This window comes from Streptomyces sp. NPDC008139 (assembly GCF_042957025.1).
Lineage (GTDB): Bacteria > Actinomycetota > Actinomycetes > Streptomycetales > Streptomycetaceae > Actinacidiphila.
Window position 1 is genome coordinate 516,075 of record NZ_JBIBHM010000004.1, and the last position, 16,618, is coordinate 532,692.

General features: G+C 70.1%; 12 protein-coding genes. 3 read left to right on the forward strand and 9 right to left on the reverse strand.

The window, feature by feature from the left end; genetic code table 11:
- Positions 1 to 2: 2 nt before the first annotated feature.
- From ACFZBB_RS11170 to ACFZBB_RS11190, 5 genes are all read right to left on the reverse strand, one after another.
- Positions 3 to 1,724 (reverse strand): cation acetate symporter, encoded by a 1,722-nt coding sequence (locus tag ACFZBB_RS11170; protein WP_391120063.1) that lies wholly within the window; start codon positions 1,722 to 1,724, stop codon positions 3 to 5.
- On the reverse strand, positions 1,721 to 2,218 hold the full coding sequence (locus tag ACFZBB_RS11175) for a DUF485 domain-containing protein (protein ID WP_391120065.1): 498 nt from the start codon (positions 2,216 to 2,218) through the stop codon (positions 1,721 to 1,723). Before ACFZBB_RS11175 ends, ACFZBB_RS11170 begins: the two co-directional genes overlap by 4 nt.
- 95 nt (positions 2,219 to 2,313) lie before the next feature.
- Positions 2,314 to 2,970: a response regulator gene (locus ACFZBB_RS11180; RefSeq protein WP_391120159.1), complete on the reverse strand. Its 657-nt coding sequence runs from the start codon at positions 2,968 to 2,970 to the stop codon at positions 2,314 to 2,316.
- Positions 2,971 to 3,020: 50 nt separating this feature from the next.
- On the reverse strand, positions 3,021 to 4,175 hold the full coding sequence (locus ACFZBB_RS11185; RefSeq protein ID WP_391120068.1) for a histidine kinase: 1,155 nt from the start codon (positions 4,173 to 4,175) through the stop codon (positions 3,021 to 3,023).
- Positions 4,172 to 4,651, reverse strand: coding sequence for a DUF1453 domain-containing protein (locus tag ACFZBB_RS11190; RefSeq protein ID WP_391120070.1), 480 nt, complete (start codon positions 4,649 to 4,651; stop codon positions 4,172 to 4,174). Before ACFZBB_RS11190 ends, ACFZBB_RS11185 begins: the two co-directional genes overlap by 4 nt.
- A 348-nt stretch (positions 4,652 to 4,999) precedes the next feature.
- Between ACFZBB_RS11190 and ACFZBB_RS11195 the strand changes: the two genes are divergently transcribed.
- Both ACFZBB_RS11195 and ACFZBB_RS11200 read left to right on the forward strand, forming a co-directional pair.
- Positions 5,000 to 7,789, forward strand: coding sequence for a hypothetical protein (locus ACFZBB_RS11195; RefSeq protein WP_391120072.1), 2,790 nt, complete (start codon positions 5,000 to 5,002; stop codon positions 7,787 to 7,789).
- Between the two features lie 347 nt (positions 7,790 to 8,136).
- Positions 8,137 to 9,132, forward strand: coding sequence for a hypothetical protein (locus tag ACFZBB_RS11200; protein WP_391120074.1), 996 nt, complete (start codon positions 8,137 to 8,139; stop codon positions 9,130 to 9,132).
- A 403-nt stretch (positions 9,133 to 9,535) separates the two neighbouring features.
- Here the strand turns inward: ACFZBB_RS11200 and ACFZBB_RS11205 are convergent, their stop codons facing one another.
- A complete protein-coding gene (locus ACFZBB_RS11205) occupies positions 9,536 to 9,925 on the reverse strand; it encodes a hypothetical protein (protein WP_391120076.1) in 390 nt (129 codons plus the stop codon).
- Between the two features lie 1,105 nt (positions 9,926 to 11,030).
- Positions 11,031 to 13,151, reverse strand: coding sequence for a DNA gyrase subunit B (locus ACFZBB_RS11210; protein ID WP_391120078.1), 2,121 nt, complete (start codon positions 13,149 to 13,151; stop codon positions 11,031 to 11,033).
- Between the two features lie 441 nt (positions 13,152 to 13,592).
- On the opposite strand from ACFZBB_RS11210, the gene ACFZBB_RS11215 reads away from it, so the two are divergent.
- The gene (locus ACFZBB_RS11215; RefSeq protein ID WP_188286081.1) at positions 13,593 to 13,823 is read left to right on the forward strand and encodes a hypothetical protein; all 231 of its coding nucleotides are present in this window, start codon (positions 13,593 to 13,595) and stop codon (positions 13,821 to 13,823) included.
- A gap of 136 nt (positions 13,824 to 13,959) precedes the next feature.
- Here ACFZBB_RS11215 and ACFZBB_RS11220 read toward each other — a convergent pair whose 3' ends face one another.
- Positions 13,960 to 14,823, reverse strand: a complete 864-nt coding sequence (locus ACFZBB_RS11220) for a trypsin-like serine protease (RefSeq protein ID WP_391120080.1) — start codon at positions 14,821 to 14,823, stop codon at positions 13,960 to 13,962.
- A gap of 170 nt (positions 14,824 to 14,993) precedes the next feature.
- Positions 14,994 to 16,556, reverse strand: a complete 1,563-nt coding sequence (locus ACFZBB_RS11225; protein WP_391120083.1) for an RNA polymerase sigma factor — start codon at positions 16,554 to 16,556, stop codon at positions 14,994 to 14,996.
- Between the last annotated feature and the right edge of the window lie 62 nt (positions 16,557 to 16,618).

The window sequence follows — 16,618 nt, forward strand, 5'->3', positions numbered from 1 at the left end:
CGTTACGCGGCCCCGGCGCCGGTGAGCGAACGCACCTCCGTCTCCGCGTACTTGCCCGCGTCCGCCTCCTCCGGCGACAGCAGGGTGCCGAGCCAGCCCGCGAGGAAGCCGAGCGGGATGGAGATCAGGCCCGGGTTCTCCAGCGGGAAGAGATGGAAGTCGACGCCGGGGAAGAGCGCGTCAGGCCTGCCGGAGATGACGGGCGAGAACACCACCAGGAGCAGGGCCGGTACGAGGCCGCCGTAGATCGACCAGACCGCGCCGCGGGTGGTGAACCGGTGCCAGAACAGGGAGTAGAGCAGGGCGGGCAGATTGGCGGACGCGGCGACGGCGAAGGCGAGGCCGACCAGGAAGGCGATGTTCTGGTCCTGCGCGAAGAGGCTGAGCCCGATCGCGACCGCGCCGATCCCGACGGCAGCGAACCTGGCCACCCGCACCTCGTCCTCCTCCATCGCCCCTTCCTCCACCGCGTCGGCGGTAACCCGCGCGGTGCCGGGGGCCGCGGCCTCGCGCTTGGCGCGCCTGTTCTGCCGTGCCTGCGTTTCCGCGACGGGGCGGCGGCGCAGCGTGGCGTAGAGGTCGTGGGCCACGGAGGCCGACGACGCCAGGGTGATGCCCGCGACCACGGCCAGGATCGTCGCGAAGGCCACCGCGCCGACCACCGCGAACAGCACGGTGCCCCCTGTCGTCCCCTCCCCGCCGCCCAGGATCTCGGCGAGCAGCGGCACCGCGGTGTTGCCCGCGGCGTTGGACGAGCGGACGGTGTCGGTGCCGACGACCGCCGCCGCTCCGAAACCGAGCACGATCGTCATCAGGTAGAAGGCGCCGATCAGCCCGATCGCCCAGACCACCGACCGCCGCGCGGAGCGTGCCGTGGGCACCGTGTAGAAGCGGGACAGGATGTGCGGCAGGCCCGCCGTCCCGAGCACCAGCGCCAGGCCGAGGCTGATGAAGTCCAGCTTCGACGCCCAACTCCCGCCGTACTTCAGCCCGGGAGCCAGGAAGGCGTTGCCGTGCCCGCTGCCCGCCGCGGCGGCGTGCAGCAGACTCCCCGGATTGCCGTGGAAGCGGACCAGGACCATCACGGTGAGCGTCACCGTGCCGCCGATCAGCAGCACCGTCTTGACGATCTGGATCCACGTCGTCGCCCGCATCCCGCCGAAGGACACGTAGAACACCATCAGCGCGCCGACCCCGACCACCGTCCAGGTGCGCGCCGCGCCGTGCCCGCCGAGCAGCAGCCCGACCAGGCTCCCGGCGCCGACCATCTGCGCCACCAGGTACAGGATCGACACCACCACGGACGACGTGCCCGCCGCGATCCGCACCGGCCGCTGTCTCATCCGCGCGGAGAGCACATCCGCGAGCGTGTACCGCCCGCAGTTGCGCACCAACTCGGCGACCAGCATGAGGACCACGAGCCACGCGACGAAGAACCCGACCGAGTACAGCAGGCCGTCGTACCCGAAAAGCGCGATGAGCCCGGAGATGCCGAGGAAGGACGCCGCCGACATGTAGTCGCCCGCGATGGCCAGGCCGTTCTCCATCGGGGTGAACAGCCGTCCCCCGGCGAAGAACTCCACCGACGAGCTCCGCCGCCGTCCCGCCCACGCCGTGATCGCCAGCGTCACCGACACGAAGATCGTGAACAGCACGATCGCGAGGCCCTGATGCTCCCCGGCCGAATCCGCCAGATACCCGCCACTGAACCGACCGCTGTTCAACGCACCCGCTCCTGCCCGGTCCTGGTCGCCAGCGTCCAGCGCAGATCGAGCGCCGCCCGGTCCCTGCGCAGCCGCGCGTGCCGGGCGTAGGCCCACGTCAGCAGGAACGTCGTGGCGAACTGCGCCAGCCCCGCGACCATCGCCACATTCACGTCACCCGCGACCTGGTGTCCCATCAGGCCCGGCGCCGTGGTGGCCGCCACCACGTACAGCAGGTACCAGGCCAGGAAGCCCGCCACCACCGGGAAGGTAAAGCTCCGGTACCGGTCGCGCACCTCCTGGAACGCCGCGCTGCCCTGCACCTCCAGATACACCGCCGACCGGTCCACCGGCCGTCCGTCCTGGCCCGCCTGCGGTGTGCCCTCGGGCCGGGTCCGCCCCGGCGCGGGGTCGGGGGCCGTCTGATCCGGGAACCAGAGACCGGCTTCCGCCGCGTCCTGCCACGGGTCGTTCACCCGCAGCGCCCCGGGGTCGCCCCCGTCGTGCTTGTCCACCGAACACTCCTCGTTCCATCGGCCGATCGGCCGATGTGCCCAATCATGGACAGAGCGGGAAGATCCAGAACGAACAAGTAGAAATCTTCACCCCATCAGGTGATGCCGTGCCGGTAGGCATATCCGACCGCCTGTGCACGGTCCCGCGCCCCGGTTTTGGCGAACAGGTTGTTGATGTGGGTCTTCACCGTCGCCATGCTCACGTGCAGCCGCGCGGCGATCTCGGTGTTGGACAGTCCCTCAGCCACCAGGGCCAGCACTTCCGCTTCCCGGGCCGTCAGCCCGTCCGGCAACTCCCCCCGCCCTGGTGCCCCTTGGCCTGGCTCTCCCGCCACGCCCGATCCGCCCGGTCCGCTCCCCCGTCCCTCCGGCCGCCGCTCGGGGCCCGCCCCGGTCAGCGCGTCCAGCATCCTGCCCTGCACCGCGGGCGACAGACCCGCCCGCCCGGCCGTCACCTCCGCGATGGCCCGCGCAATCTCCTCCCCTCCCGCGTCCTTGGTCAGATATCCCCGCGCCCCCGCCCGCAGCGCGGGAAAGAGCGAGCCGTCGTCCGCGAACGTCGTCAGCACCACCACGTGCGTCCCCGGATACCGCGACCTGATCCGCCGCGTGGCCTCCACCCCGTCGCAGCGCGGCATCCGCAGGTCCATCAGCACCACCTCCGGCCGGTGTTCCCCCACCAGCCGTACCGCCTCCTCCCCGTCGGCCGCCGCTCCCACCACCTCGATGTCGGGCAGCAGCCCCAGCAGCATCACAATTCCCTCACGCACCACCGTCTGGTCGTCCGCGACCACCACCCGCGTCACGCGGGCACCCGCAAGCGCACCACGAAGCCCTCCTCGGCCGGTCCGGCGTCGAGCGCGCCGCCCAGCAGCTCCGCGCGCTCCCGCATCCCCAGAAGACCGTAGCCCGATCCGGATACCCTCAAAGAGTTATCCACAGGCGTCCTGCTCCCGAAGTCCCGGAACTCCAACTCCACCTCCTCACTCCGGTACTCCAGCCGCAGCGCGACCTTCGCCCCCGGCGCGTGCTTGCGCACATTCGTCATCGCCTCCTGTGCCACCCGCCGCACCGCCAACCCCGCCTCCGCGGGCAGGTACCGCGCTTCCCCTTCCACCTCCAGATCCGCTCCCTCCGAGGCGACCAGCTCCCGCAGGAAGTCCTCCACCGGTGCCATCTCCCCGCGCAGCGCCGACAGCGCCTGCCGCGTCTCGGCCAGCCCCTCCCGCGCCATCTGCCGGGCCGCGATCACCCGACCCAGCACCACGTCCCGCTCGACGCCCCGCTCGATCAGCAGCCGCGTCGCCTCCAGGTGCACCGTCTGCGCCGACAGGCTGTGCGCCAGCACATCGTGGATCTCCCGCGCGATCCGGGCCCGCTCCGCCAACGCCGCCGACTCGTCCTCCGCCGCCCGCGCCGCCCGCTCCTGAACCAGCAGCCGCTGCGTGTTCCCCCGCGCCTCGGCGTCCAGCCGCACGACGTACCCGATCAGCCCCAGCCCGGCCACCGTCAGCGACGTGACCAGCCAGCCACCGGAGTCGCCGACCAGTGCGTAGGCGGCCAGCGCCGTACCGGAGAGGGGCGCCGCCGCGGCCAACGGCAACCGCACCATCCCGAGCACCGCGCAGCCGCACCACAGCAGCGTCGCGGGCACATCGGCGCCCAACGCGTGCAGCCCGAAGGCGGCGCCCAGCATCAGTGCGATCAGTGCGATGGACGGCGCCGTCCGGTGCTCGAGCGTGAACCGGAAGAACGCCCACACCACGACGGCCGCCGCCGCCAGCCCCAGCACGGATACCGCGGTCAGCCACCCGTTGAGGTCCGTGCGGGCCAGGATCCCCCAGAGCGCCGCGGCGGCGAAGAGCAGCCGCACTCCCCGGCCGAACGCCCGCCGCGCGGACGACCGGTTCTCCCGGGACAGCGCCTCCTTCGAAGGCCAGGACGTCCAACCGCTCATGAGGCCGTACGGTACGACGGCGCCACGCTCTGGGCCCGCCAGGCGAGCACCCCGGTGCGTATCAGCAGCGTGGCCGCCAGCGCTATCAGGAACGAGCCGCTGTCCTGGTGGACCCCCATCGCCGTACCCACCCCGTACAGCCCGATCCGCACCGCGACCCCCGCCGCCCAGACCGCGACGGTGACCTTCCCTCCCTGCGCCCAGACCGTCCCGTCCTTCTCGGTCCACAACCGCGTGGTCCACGCCCATGCCAACCCCATCACCACAGCGACCACCAACTCCACGGCCAGCAGCGCGACCGCGGTCTGCCGGTGCTCCGGGTCGATCAGCCCGTGCTGCCGCAGCGCCATGAACACCAGCACCGCCGGTATCAGCCACCACCGCCGGCCGCCCGTGACCTTCCTCGGCCGTAGCTGGCGGGTGACCACCACACCGATGACCGCCACGATCACCAGCGCATCGATCAGACCGGACATGACGGACGCCTCCGTAAAGCGACTCCCACGAGGCCGACGGGTTCGCCGACATCTCAGAATCTACGGAAACCCCCAGCTCAGCGGATCAAACCGGGGGTTGAATCTCCCTCTCCACCCCTGGGTGGAGCCCCCTCCACCGACGCCCCCGTGCTCCGGGCGAACGCGCCGGTCCGAGCGCCGGTCCGAGCGCCCGCCCGGTGAGCGGATCCCCTGCGTCCGGGGGGCGGCGCTGCGTACGCTTTTCCAGCGACCGGCGATCGGATCGTCGGACAACGGGGAGGGCACCGTGTCGGATCTCGGCCAGCGGAATGTGGAGCGCCGGACACCGCACGGTGGGGAGGTGGGAGCGTGAGCCAGTCCGTACGCGCCGAGAGCGGTTTCGCCTACGGGGTCGTGGGCGCGGACATCCACGTGTTCGGCGACGGCGTCCCGGTCTACCTGCTGCAACGCTGGCAGCCGCCGGTCCTGCCGGACGACGGCTTTCTGCTGAATGTGCCGAGCCGGATGCTCAACGCGCGTTTCCGGGTCGTGGAGTTCACCGGCCGCACTGCCGAGTTGACCTCGTTACGGCGCTGGCGCGACGGCGGCGGTCCGCTCGCCGTGCAGTGGCTGTGCGCGCCGGGCGGACAGGGCAAGACCCGTCTCGCCGACCGCTTCGCGCAGGAGTCGCTGGCCGAGGGCTGGCAGGTCGTCACCGCCACCCACGGACCGGGGAGCGTGCTGCCGCCTCCTGGCAGTCAGGACCTCCGTGACCGGGGCGACGCGGGTGTGCTGCTGATCGTCGACTACGCCGACCGCTGGCCGCTGACCCATCTCGTGTGGCTGTTCGGCAACGCGCTGGTGCACCGCGACAGCGGGCGCGGCGCCCGGGTGCTGCTGATCGCCCGTGGCGACGAGGTCTGGCCGAGCGTGCGCGCCGCTCTCGCGAACCAGCAGGCCAGGACCTCACTGCAACGGCTCGCGCCGCTGTCCGACGAGGTCGGCGGTGACGGCGCCGCCGCATCCCCGAGGTCCGAGATGTTCGCCGTGGCCCGCGACAGCTTCGCCGCGCGTTACGGCGTCTCCCCCGGCGGCATCGCGGCACCGGCCCCGCTCGGTGACGCGGCCTTCGGCCTGACCCTGGCCGTGCACATGGCCGCACTGGTCGCCGTGGACGCCGACGCCCACGGGCTGCGCGCGCCCACCGACCTCGCGGGCCTGTCCAGCTATCTGCTGGACCGGGAGCAGTTGCACTGGGCGCGGCTGTACGGCGACCCGGATCACGAGATCGCCCCGTCCGCACCGGCGTTCCGCACCTCGCCCGCGCTCATGAACCGCACCGTGTTCACCGCGGCGCTGACCGGGCCGGTCAGCCCGGAGGAGGGGCGGGTGGCCATCAGCGACCTCGCGGTCCAGCTGCCCGCCGATCGCATTCTCGCGGATCACGCGGTCTGCTACCCACCGGCCGAGACCGACCGCGACACCGTCCTGGAACCGCTGTACCCGGACCGGCTCGCCGAGGACTTCCTGGCTCTGACCCTTCCCGGCCACCGGGCCGACTACCCGGCCCAGGACTGGGCCGGGCGCACCGTCAGCGCCATGCTCAGCGGCACCGACGTGGTGAGCGACGCGGTCACCGGAAGCTGGACGCCGCGCGCCGTCGTCTTTCTGACCGCCGCCGCCCAGCGCTGGCCCCACGTCGGCCCCCTCCACCTGTTCCCGCTGCTCAGCACGGCCCCTCAGCTCGCCGTCATCGGGGGCAGCGCCGCGCTGGCCACGCTCGCCGCCCTTGACGACATCAGCCCCGAACTCCTCGAAGCCGTCGCGATGTTCTTCCCGCCGTTCAACCGGCGCAGTCCCGACCTGGACCCCGGAATCGCCGCCGTCAGCACCCGGCTGCTCCCGCACCGCCTGGAGCGCGCCAGAAACCCCAACGACCAGGCCGCGGAGCGGCACGAGCACGGCGTCCGCCTCCACCACGCCGGTCGGCTGGAGGAGGCGCTGGCCGAATCCGAGGCCGTCCTGGCCCAGTTCCGGGCCATCGCCCGCGACGGCGTCCCCAATCCCTCGCTCGTCCCCGTGGTCGAAGGCAATCTGGCGTTCGCCCTCAAGGCGTACGCGGACCGCCTGGGCGAGGTCGGGCGCCGGGCGGAGGCCCTGGCCGCCACCGAGGAAGCCGTCGCCGTACAGCGCAGGCTGGCCGCGTACGACGAGCAGTACCGCCCCGACCTGGCGAGCGGCCTGCTCGGTATCGGACGGGATCTTTCGTACGCGCAGCGCTGGGACGACGCGACGGCTGCCCTGGAGGAGTCCGTGACGCTCCTGCGCGGGCTGGCCGCGGAAGAGCCCGGCAAGCACGAGTCGAACCTCTCCGCCGCCCTGGCCGCCCTCGGCGTGTGCCATCTGCGTATCGACCGTCCGCGGTCGGCGGTCTCACACGGCCAGGAGAGCGTCGCCCTGCGCCGCCGTCTCCACGCGAAGGACCCGTCCGCCCACGCCATGTCCCTGGCCAACGCCCTCTATCACCTGGCCGCCGCCCTCGAACGTGTCGGCGATCCCGACAGCGTCCCGCTGGCCCATCAGGCCGTCGAGCTCTACCGCGACCTCGCCCGGGTCAATCCCGCCGCCTACGAGCGCGAACTCGCCGACGGGCTCAACGGACTCGCCGTACGCCTGCTCGTCGCCCAACGCCCGGAGGAGAGCCTGACCGCGGCCTACGAGAGCGTCGCGATCCTCCGCCGCGTCAGCGCCCGCGAGGCGATCGCCGAACAGCACACCTTGGCCGAGGCTCTCGGCGTCCTGCTCGGCGCGCTGATGGTCGCGGGCCGCTTCGCCGAGGCCACCGACACCGCCGACGAGTGCGTCATGGTCTGCCGCCGCATGACCGAGAAGGACCCCCTGGCCCTCCACCGCCTCGCGGGCGCCCTGCTCATCGCCGCGGAAGTCCGCGTCACCCCGGCCCACCCGCGCCTCGACGAAGCCCTCACCCTCTTCGACGAGGCCACCGAGATCATGGACCTCTACGCAATCTCCCCCCAGGGCGGCCCGGCCCTCCACCACCGCGTCGGCTCCCGCCTCATAGAACTCCTCACAGCCGCCGACCGCCCCGCCCCCGCCGCCCGCCTCCGCCGCACCCTCCAGGACCCAACAGCCCCCTGACGCCCGGCCCGGCAGCAGATCAGACGTCGATCCTGGCCTTGTCCAAGGTCGAGGCCGAGTGGGTGCTGAACCAATCCGGCACCGCTCTGACCTGCGGCGAAGCCCGCTGTTTGCGCGCTGAGCTGGCGTTTCTCCGCTTGCCAGCGTTGGCCTCCGACGGCCGCTTTCGACTGTCCTGCGGACCGTTTGCGGACCGCTCGGATGTCCTCCGACCGTGCAATTTCAAGTGGTCAGGATTCAACTGACCTGCCTGGGCAGGCGTCGCGAGGAGCAGGGTCGGTACCGGAAGCGAGCGCATCGATGCGCATGCTCATGCGCTGTCAGAGGCAGCCCGTACTCTCGACGCCATGGAACTGGTGACGTCCCTGTGGGAGCCACCCGAGCGGGTTGAATACGTCCGAGAGCTGGTCGGCGAGGGCGACCTCGCCAACCTCTCCCGCGCCTTGCTCTTCGCGAAAGACCCATGGCACGAGGGCTTCGGCGTGACGACTGTGCTGCGCGATCTCCCGAAGCCGGCCCGATTCGCGCTCGCCCAGTCCTTCGTCGAGCACGCAGCCGCAGACACGGCCGACGCCGAGGCTGGCAACCGTGGGCTGGTGCTACTGGCCGCTGTCTCGCGTGACATCGCCGACGCCACATGGTGCGAGGCGTGGGAAGCGCTACTGACGGAGAAGGCGGATCGGTTCTGGTCCTGCGGGATCGCGGACGAGCTCTGGACGTGTAGCCACGCTCTGCTGGACGCCGGCAGGCGCCTGCCCGATCCGATCGTCGGCCTACTCCGCCGCTCTGCGTTGGAGCACGGCTGGCCCCCGGAGTGCGCGGCGCCCGTGCTCGCCCGCCTTCGCGGACCCGTACTCAACCCCGGTGAGCCATGGGCTGACGCTGTTCTTGCCGACTTGCCCTCGCTGGGCGAGCCTTGGCTCGGCTTCATCAATCACGCCCTGCTCGCACCGGTAGCGCGTCCCACCCGCACCTGGGACCGCCGGGCACTGGCCCTCACCGCTCCGATCGACGCCGAGGTGCTCCGGCGCACGGTGACCGCCTGGCTGGGTCTTGCCGACAGCGGCGGGGGCCGCAGCGACGGTGGCTACGACCCGTACAACCTGCCCGCACTCGCGGGGCTCACCTGGCTGCTCTCGTTGCTGCCCCCACACCCCGCATCCATCCGCACCCTAGGCGCCCTCGTCGCGGGTCCCCCCTTGCGAACCTCCCTGACCGGCACTTCCATACGAGCTCTGGCTCGCGTCCCTCAGCAACAAGGCCATCCCGAACTGGAGCGGCTATTGGGTCGCGCCCGGCACAAGGTGACGCAACGGCAGATCCGCGAGGCGCTGATGGCCTGAACGCCGTGTCCTCGGGGGGACAGATCCCACCCAACACGGCATATGATTCGGCCTTCGCCAGCCTCGGTCGCACCCGCGAGGCAGCTCGCAGACCGCGCACACCCGGGCCCCGGTCACAACCGGCTGGATGCAACCGCTGCTGCGCGGCCTCCCGGTCACCGCCCAGCAACTTCGCGAGGACCGAATCCTCGAAGAGGCCGCCGTCACCGCCGCTGATCCGCAGCACCTATGCGCGGTGTTCAACATCACTCCGGAGACCGGACTCCGCTACACCCGCCGCTGCTCGCCGCCATCGTCGAGCTCGGCGGTGAGCTGGAGCTCCCAGCTCGGCGGTGAGCTGGAGCTCCCAGCTACCCGTAACGGGCGCTTCAGGGGCGCGCGGTCATCCCAGAAGGCTGCGCGGTCAGCGCCGGCCGCCGCCGATGCGGCGGTCGTCGGCCAATGCGGTAAGCGGGCCGAACTCGCGGGCAAGCCGGTTCCACGTCAGAACCTCGCCACAGCGGGCCGGGAACTCCTTCGGGTTGAACTCGGGCATGGTCCAGGTGCCAGTGCCCCGGTCCCGCAGCCACAGGTCCCCGTCACCGTCGACCACAGTCGGCGGGACCGGTACGGGCTCGGCCTGATCAGTGGGCTCCCAGGTGACCCGGCCCGGGTGGGAAACGCGGCGCAGCTCGGTGGTGACCAGCCGCGCGGCCAAGTCACGAGTGGACTCTTCGGCGTCCTTGACCGACGCGAGTCGGAATGCGTCGTCAAGTACGGGCAGGGCGGGATTCTTGCTGCGCTTTGAACTCATACGCTGACTACCTCCGGTAGGGGGCGTCACATCCGTTAGGGCACCCCGTAGAGGAACACGGTATCCGAGGCGGGAGCCGGGCCGGCTACGACCACTGTCCAGGTGGAGGCGCTGGCACACCGGGCGGCGGGGCTAGGTGGTGAGCTGGTCCTGGACGTGGCGCAACCCGTGGTGGTAGCGCTCAGATACGGCGGTCCGGGTCTGAGGAGGTGAGGCCGCCGGGGGCGAGCGGACGTCGGGCCGGGGCGGGTGCGGGTGCGGGCTCGGGCTCGCCGGGCGGCTGGCGGAAGTCGGCGCTGCTCGACCGGCATCAGCCGGCGCCCACCCGCCTGGGCGGGTACGGGAGCGTCGCAAGCGGGCTCGGAGAGGCGGGCAGCGAGAGCGGTCGACGGTCGGTCATGATCCCTAGTCTCCGAGGTCCGGCCCTGCGGTAGGGCCAGGCGATGATCGCCAACCGACACGCGACGAACGCCCAGGTTCGGGGCGCCGAGTGCTCAGTATTCGCGAATTCAGGCGCTTTAGTTGCAACACGAAGTTGATGCACACCATGGACGAACCGGGCGAGGTCCAGGTGCCTGCGTGTGTGCGTGGCGGACGACCAGTGACCCAGCTTCGAAGAGCTCCCGCAGTTCACGGGCGGCGTTGGGCGCATCGAGTAGCGCGCCACACCCTCAGCCATCGGGCGACTTGAGTGGTGGGGTCAAGCGCGACTTCGACGCGCAGATATCCGACGAGCGGGTCACCGAAACGACCGTCGCAGGCGAGGCGCAGCGCCGGGCGTCGTCGCCTTCCACGGGCCGACGCCAACCGCACGAAAGTCATGGTGCACGTGGAGCGCGACCAGCAGGGCGTTTCAGACTCTTCGAGCACCTCGGCCACGCCAACGCGGCCATGACGGCCAACACCCGTACCCACCTGTGGCCCGACTTCGACGAGCGGACCCCAGGCTCCCGTCGACGAGGCCTACGCGGACCGCCTGGACGGGGGGTGACATAGAGGCCGAGACGGCGGCGTAACCACTCCCCCGAACTGACATCAGTTCGCCTGCGGACAACGTGCGGAACGCGGAGGGGAGCCCTGCGCCCGCCCTCTGCTCCGCCGTGCCTCACACGTCGATCCGCGCCCGGTCCAAGGTCGACGCCGAGTTGGTGATGAACTCCTTGCGAGGGGCGACCTCGTTGCCCATCAGGAGGTCGAAGGCCTGCTCGGCGGATTCGAGGTCGCTGATGTTGATGCGGCGCAGGGTGCGGTGGCGGGGGTCCATGGTGGTTTCGGCCAACTGGTTGGCGTCCATCTCACCGAGGCCCTTGTAGCGCTGGATGCTGTCCTTGTAGCGGACGTTGCGGCGCTGGAGGTCGAGGAGGGTCTGGCGCAACTCGTTGTCCGAGTAGGTGTAGACGTACTTGTCCTGACCCTTCTTGGGCTGGACGAGTTCGATGCGGTGAAGCGGGGGGACGGCGGAGAAGACCCGGCCCTGTTCGACCATCGGGCGCATATAGCGCTGGAAAAGGGTGAGCAGGAGGCAGCGGATGTGGGCGCCGTCGACGTCGGCGTCGGCCAGGAAGATGACCTTGCCGTAGCGGGCCTGGTCGATGTCGAAGGTGCGGCCGGACCCGGCTCCTATGACCTGGATGATCGCGCCGCACTCGGCGTTCTTGAGCATGTCCGAGATGGACGACTTCTGGACGTTGAGGATCTTGCCGCGGATCGGCAGCAGCGCCTGGAACTCTGAGTTGCGGGCCAGTTTGGCGGTGCCGAGCGCCGAGTCGCCCTCGACGATGAACAGTTCGCTACGGTCGACGGCGTCGCTGCGGCAGTCGGCCAGCTTGGCGGGGAGCGAGGAGGTCTCCAGCGCGGTCTTCCTGCGCTGCGCCTCTTTGTGCTGCCGGGCCGCGATGCGGGTCCTGGCGGCGGCGACGGTCTTCTCCAGGACGGCGCGCGCCTGGGCCTTGGCGTCCCGCTTGGTGGAGGTCAGGAACTCCCGCAATTCGGTGGCGACGACATTGGCCACGATGCGGTTGGCGGCGGAGGTGCCGAGCACTTCTTTGGTCTGGCCCTCGAACTGCGGCTCGGCCAGACGCACGGTGATCACCGACGTCAGGCCCTCCATGGCGTCGTCCTTGACGATGTCGTCCTCGGCGACGCGCAGCAGCTTGGCCGAGCGCAGCACCTCGTTCATCGTCTTGGTGACGGAGCGCTCGAATCCGGTCACGTGGGTGCCGCCCTTGGGGGTGGCGATGATGTTCACGAAGGACCTGGCGGTCGTCTCGTAGCCGGTGCCCCAGCGCAGCGCGATGTCCACGCCCAGCTCGCGGGTGACCTCGGTGGGGGTCATGTGGCCGCGGTCGTCGAGGACGGGCACGGTCTCCTTGAAGGTGCCGCTGCCGGACAGGCGCAGGACGTCGCAGATCGGCTTGTCGGGGGCGAGGAACTCGCAGAATTCGCTGATGCCGCCGTCGAAGTGGAAGACCTCCTCGACGGGCTTGTCGGTCTCGATGCCGCGCTCGTCGCGCACCACGATGGTCAGGCCGGGCACCAGGAAGGCGGTCTGGCGGGCGCGCTGGTGCAGGTGGTCCAGGGAGAGCTTGGCGTCCTTGAGGAAGATCTGCCGGTCGGCCCAGTAGCGCACGCGGGTGCCGGTGCGGGTCTTGGGGACCCGCTTGGCCTTGGTGAGCCCGCTGGCGGGGTCGAAGGGCGCCTCGGCGCCGGATTCGGTGAAGATCCCGGGGACCCCTCGGCGGAAGCTGATGGCGTGCGTGATGCCGTTGCGGTCGACCTCGACGTCCAGCCGGGCCGACAGCGCGTTCACCACGGACGCGCCGACGCCGTGCAGACCGCCGGAGGCCGCGTACGAGCCGCCGCCGAACTTCCCGCCGGCGTGCAGCTTGGTCATGACGACCTCGACGCCGGACAGGCCCGTCTTGGGCTCCACGTCCACCGGGATGCCGCGGCCGTTGTCCCGGACCTCGACCGAGCCGTCCTCGTGCAGGATGACCTCGATGCGGTCGCCGTGACCGCCGAGTGCCTCGTCGACGGAGTTGTCGATGATCTCCCAGACGCAGTGCATCAGACCGCGACTGTCTGTTGACCCGATGTACATACCGGGCCGCTTGCGAACCGCTTCCAGCCCTTCGAGGACGAGCAGGTGCCGCGCGGTGTAGTTGGAGCCGTCGCGATCTGCACCCGTCAGCAGCGCAGAGGACGGCACGGATGTTTCGGCGGTCACGCGGGCAGCTCCTCGATCAGGAATGTTCTGAAGTTTTTTCAGCCGTGTCGGTGAGAGGGTACCGATGCCGGGAGGGGTGACAGCGCCGCGACCCGGTATCCGGGCCTCAACACGGCCCTCGTCCCGGCTTCCATGCTAGCCCTCTTCGAGCATGTGTTCGATAACCCGCGCGAGTGATACACATGTCACGTTCCCAAAGAGGCATGAACCATTTAGGCTCCGGGCACGTCCTCAGCAACAACCGGCAAGCCAGCCGGGAGCAAGTCCGGACAAGAGCTCCATAAGCGACATCTGACGCAACTGACTCCTATTCGCCGCCAATCGGTAACATCCAGTCACCCCGAGGTCGGTTTTCGAGGAAAAGCTGAGAGCGGGAACGTTTTCGGCCTGGTTGGATGTTGACCCTGGTACGACAGCTCGTCGAGCTAGAGAAGAGGCGACGTGACTACTGTTCTGACCCCCGCGAGTCCGCTGACAGCGGCAGACCGCTGCGACCGTTGCGGCGCTCAGGCATACCTGCGCGTTGTCCTCATCAGCGGTGGTGAGCTGCTCTTCTGCGGACACCATGGACGCAAGTTCGAGCCGGAGCTCAAGAAGATCGCTTCGGAAATACAGGACGAGACCGGACGGCTGACCGACACCCCGGCAACGGCGGGAGAAGACGAGCGCTGACACTTCGCATCAGCGACGAATTCGAGTCGGCGGGCGGACAGACCCCTCCAGGGGGTGTCCGCCCGCCGTCTTCCGTTCAACTGCGGCCCGCAGCCCAACTGGTTTGCGCTAGTGCTTGATCGCGCTGTGCCACCACTCAGCTACTGTGCGCCGCCACCAGTGAGGCCATCGCCGAGACGCGGGTGTAGACCCCTGGATAGGCCGCCTCCGCGCAGCCACTGCCCCACGAGACCAGACCGACGACCCGGTCACCCACGACCAGCGGGCCGCCGCTGTCGCCCTGGCACGCGTCCCGGCCGCCGCCCTTGGCGCCCGCGCACATCATCGACGCGCGCACATAAGTGCCGTCGAAACTCCCCGGATACGCCTGGGCGCACACCGTGTCCGCGAAAACCGTGACCGTCGCGGAACGCAACGTGCTCGAGTACGTGCCGCGGCCGGTCGTGTCACCCCACCCGTAGACCTGCGCCTGAGTGCCCGCCCGGTAGTCCTGCTCGTCGGAGGAGTCCGCGATCGGGATCGTGGCACCCTTCGGCAACGCGGTCGCCAGCGTGATGACCGCGATGTCGCCGGAGTTCGTCGTCGGGTCGAAGCCGGGGTTGACCCACACCTGCGACAGGCCCAGCTCCTGCCCACGACCGCCGCTGAGGTCCGTACGACCGGCGATCACGCGCAGGTCGGGCAGTTGGTGCCAGTCGCTCGCTCCGAGCGCCTCACGGCCGAAGCAGTGCGCCGCGGTGATCACCGTACGAGGCCCGATGGCCACCGCGCCGCAGAACTGGCCGGACCTGCCGGAGCCGAAGCGCTTACGGCTGGCCAGGGCCATCACCCATGGCGTGCTGTCCGTGCTGGCCGGGTTGCCACCGATCACGACGCCGTTGGCGGCGGCCGGGGTAGCGGGCGCCGCCAACGGGACGGCCAGCACCGGCAGCAACACCGCCGCGAGACCGCCGATCACAGCACGACGACGACCGGTCACGGCACGGAAGGGGAAACGCATGCGGCCTCCTGACCCTGTGGATCACTCTGGACACCCAGAGTGATCGATGGGGCCGGAGGCCGCATCCGCAAAAAGGCCGTGTCGCCCGAAAGACGCCCGCGAAGTTCTCCGGGAGGCCCGAAGGACTCCGGAGAACTTCGCGGAAATGACGTCGGGTCAGCCCGGCCGGGTCAGTCCAGGTAGTCGCGCAGCACCTGGGACCGCGACGGGTGACGCAGCTTGGACATCGTCTTGGACTCGATCTGCCGGATCCGCTCGCGCGTGACCCCGTAGACCTTGCCGATCTCGTCCAGCGTCTTCGGCTGCCCGTCCGTGAGACCGAAGCGCATGGAGACCACGCCAGCCTCCCGCTCGGAGAGGGTGTCGAGCACCGAGTGGAGCTGTTCCTGCAGCAGCGTGAAGCTGACCGCGTCGGCCGGCACGACCGCCTCGGAGTCCTCGATGAGGTCACCGAACTCGCTGTCGCCGTCCTCGCCCAGCGGGGTGTGCAGAGAGATCGGCTCGCGGCCGTACTTCTGGACCTCGATGACCTTCTCGGGGGTCATGTCGAGTTCCTTGGCCAGCTCCTCCGGGGTGGGCTCGCGGCCCAGGTCCTGGAGCATCTGGCGCTGCACGCGGGCCAGCTTGTTGATGACCTCGACCATGTGCACCGGGATACGGATGGTGCGGGCCTGGTCGGCCATCGCGCGGGTGATCGCCTGCCGGATCCACCAGGTGGCATAGGTGGAGAACTTGAAGCCCTTGGTGTAGTCGAACTTCTCGACCGCACGGATCAGACCCAGGTTGCCCTCCTGGATCAGGTCCAGGAAGAGCATGCCGCGACCGGTGTAGCGCTTGGCCAGCGAGACCACGAGGCGGAGGTTGGCCTCCAGCAGGTGGTTCTTGGCCCAGCGGCCGTCCTCGGCGATGATCTCCAGCTCGCGCTTGAGCTTGGGGGCGAGCTTGTCGGCCGCGGCCAACTTGTCCTCGGCGAAGAGACCGGCCTCGATGCGCTTGGCCAGCTCGACCTCCTGCTCGGCGTTGAGCAGCGGGACCTTGCCGATCTGCTTGAGGTAGTCCTTGACCGGGTCGGCGGTGGCACCGGCGACGGCGACCTGCTGTGCGGGCGCGTCGTCCTCGTCGTCGTCGGAGAGCACGAAGCTCTCGGACTCCGACTTCTCGGTCTCCTCCTCACCGCCCTTGCCCGCGGCGGCCTCCTCGACCGTCTCCTCCGCGTCGACGGCCTCGTCCTCGCCTGCGGCCGTCTTCTTGGCCGCCACCTTCTTGGCGGGGGCCTTCTTGGCAACGGTCTTCTTGACGGCGGCCTTCTTCGCCGGCGCCTTCCTTGCTGGGCTCTCCGCCTCCACCGATGGCTCCACCGTGGTCTCGGCCTCGGCCTCCGCCTCCGGGGCGGCGGCCTTGGGCGCAGCGGTCTTCTTGGCAGGGGTCGCCCTGGAGGCGACCGCCTTGGTGGCAGTACGCTTCGCCGGGCTCTTGGCTGCGACGCTCTTACGGGTGCGCTTGGGCGCCTCAGCGGCAGTCACCATCAGCGTCACACCCTCCTCGTCGAGGACCTGGTTGAGGCTGCGCAGAACGTTCTTCCACTGGGTTGCCGGAATCTGGTCCGCTTCGAACGCCCGACGCACATCGTCGCCGGCGATCTGCCCCTGGGCCTTACCCTGCTCGATGAGCGCCATCAGAGACTCGGACTCGGCGATCTCGGACGGGAGCGTACGGGATGTGCTGGCCGACACGAACAACCTCTCGGAACGATGGGAACGACTCGGTGGAACCGCACAGCCACTCAGCGTCAAAA

Bases quoted from the DNA above. Each gene is read 5' to 3' on its own strand.
- ACFZBB_RS11180 (WP_391120159.1), bottom strand. From the start codon at position 2,970: ATGCTGCTGGGGCTGCTGCCCGACATCGAGGTGGTGGGAGCGGCGGCC.
- ACFZBB_RS11185 (WP_391120068.1), bottom strand. From the start codon at position 4,175: ATGAGCGGTTGGACGTCCTGGCCTTCGAAGGAGGCGCTGTCCCGGGAG.
- ACFZBB_RS11190 (WP_391120070.1), bottom strand. From the start codon at position 4,651: ATGTCCGGTCTGATCGATGCGCTGGTGATCGTGGCGGTCATCGGTGTG.
- ACFZBB_RS11200 (WP_391120074.1), top strand. From the start codon at position 8,137: ATGGAACTGGTGACGTCCCTGTGGGAGCCACCCGAGCGGGTTGAATAC.
- ACFZBB_RS11205 (WP_391120076.1), bottom strand. From the start codon at position 9,925: ATGAGTTCAAAGCGCAGCAAGAATCCCGCCCTGCCCGTACTTGACGAC.
- ACFZBB_RS11220 (WP_391120080.1), bottom strand. From the start codon at position 14,823: ATGCGTTTCCCCTTCCGTGCCGTGACCGGTCGTCGTCGTGCTGTGATC.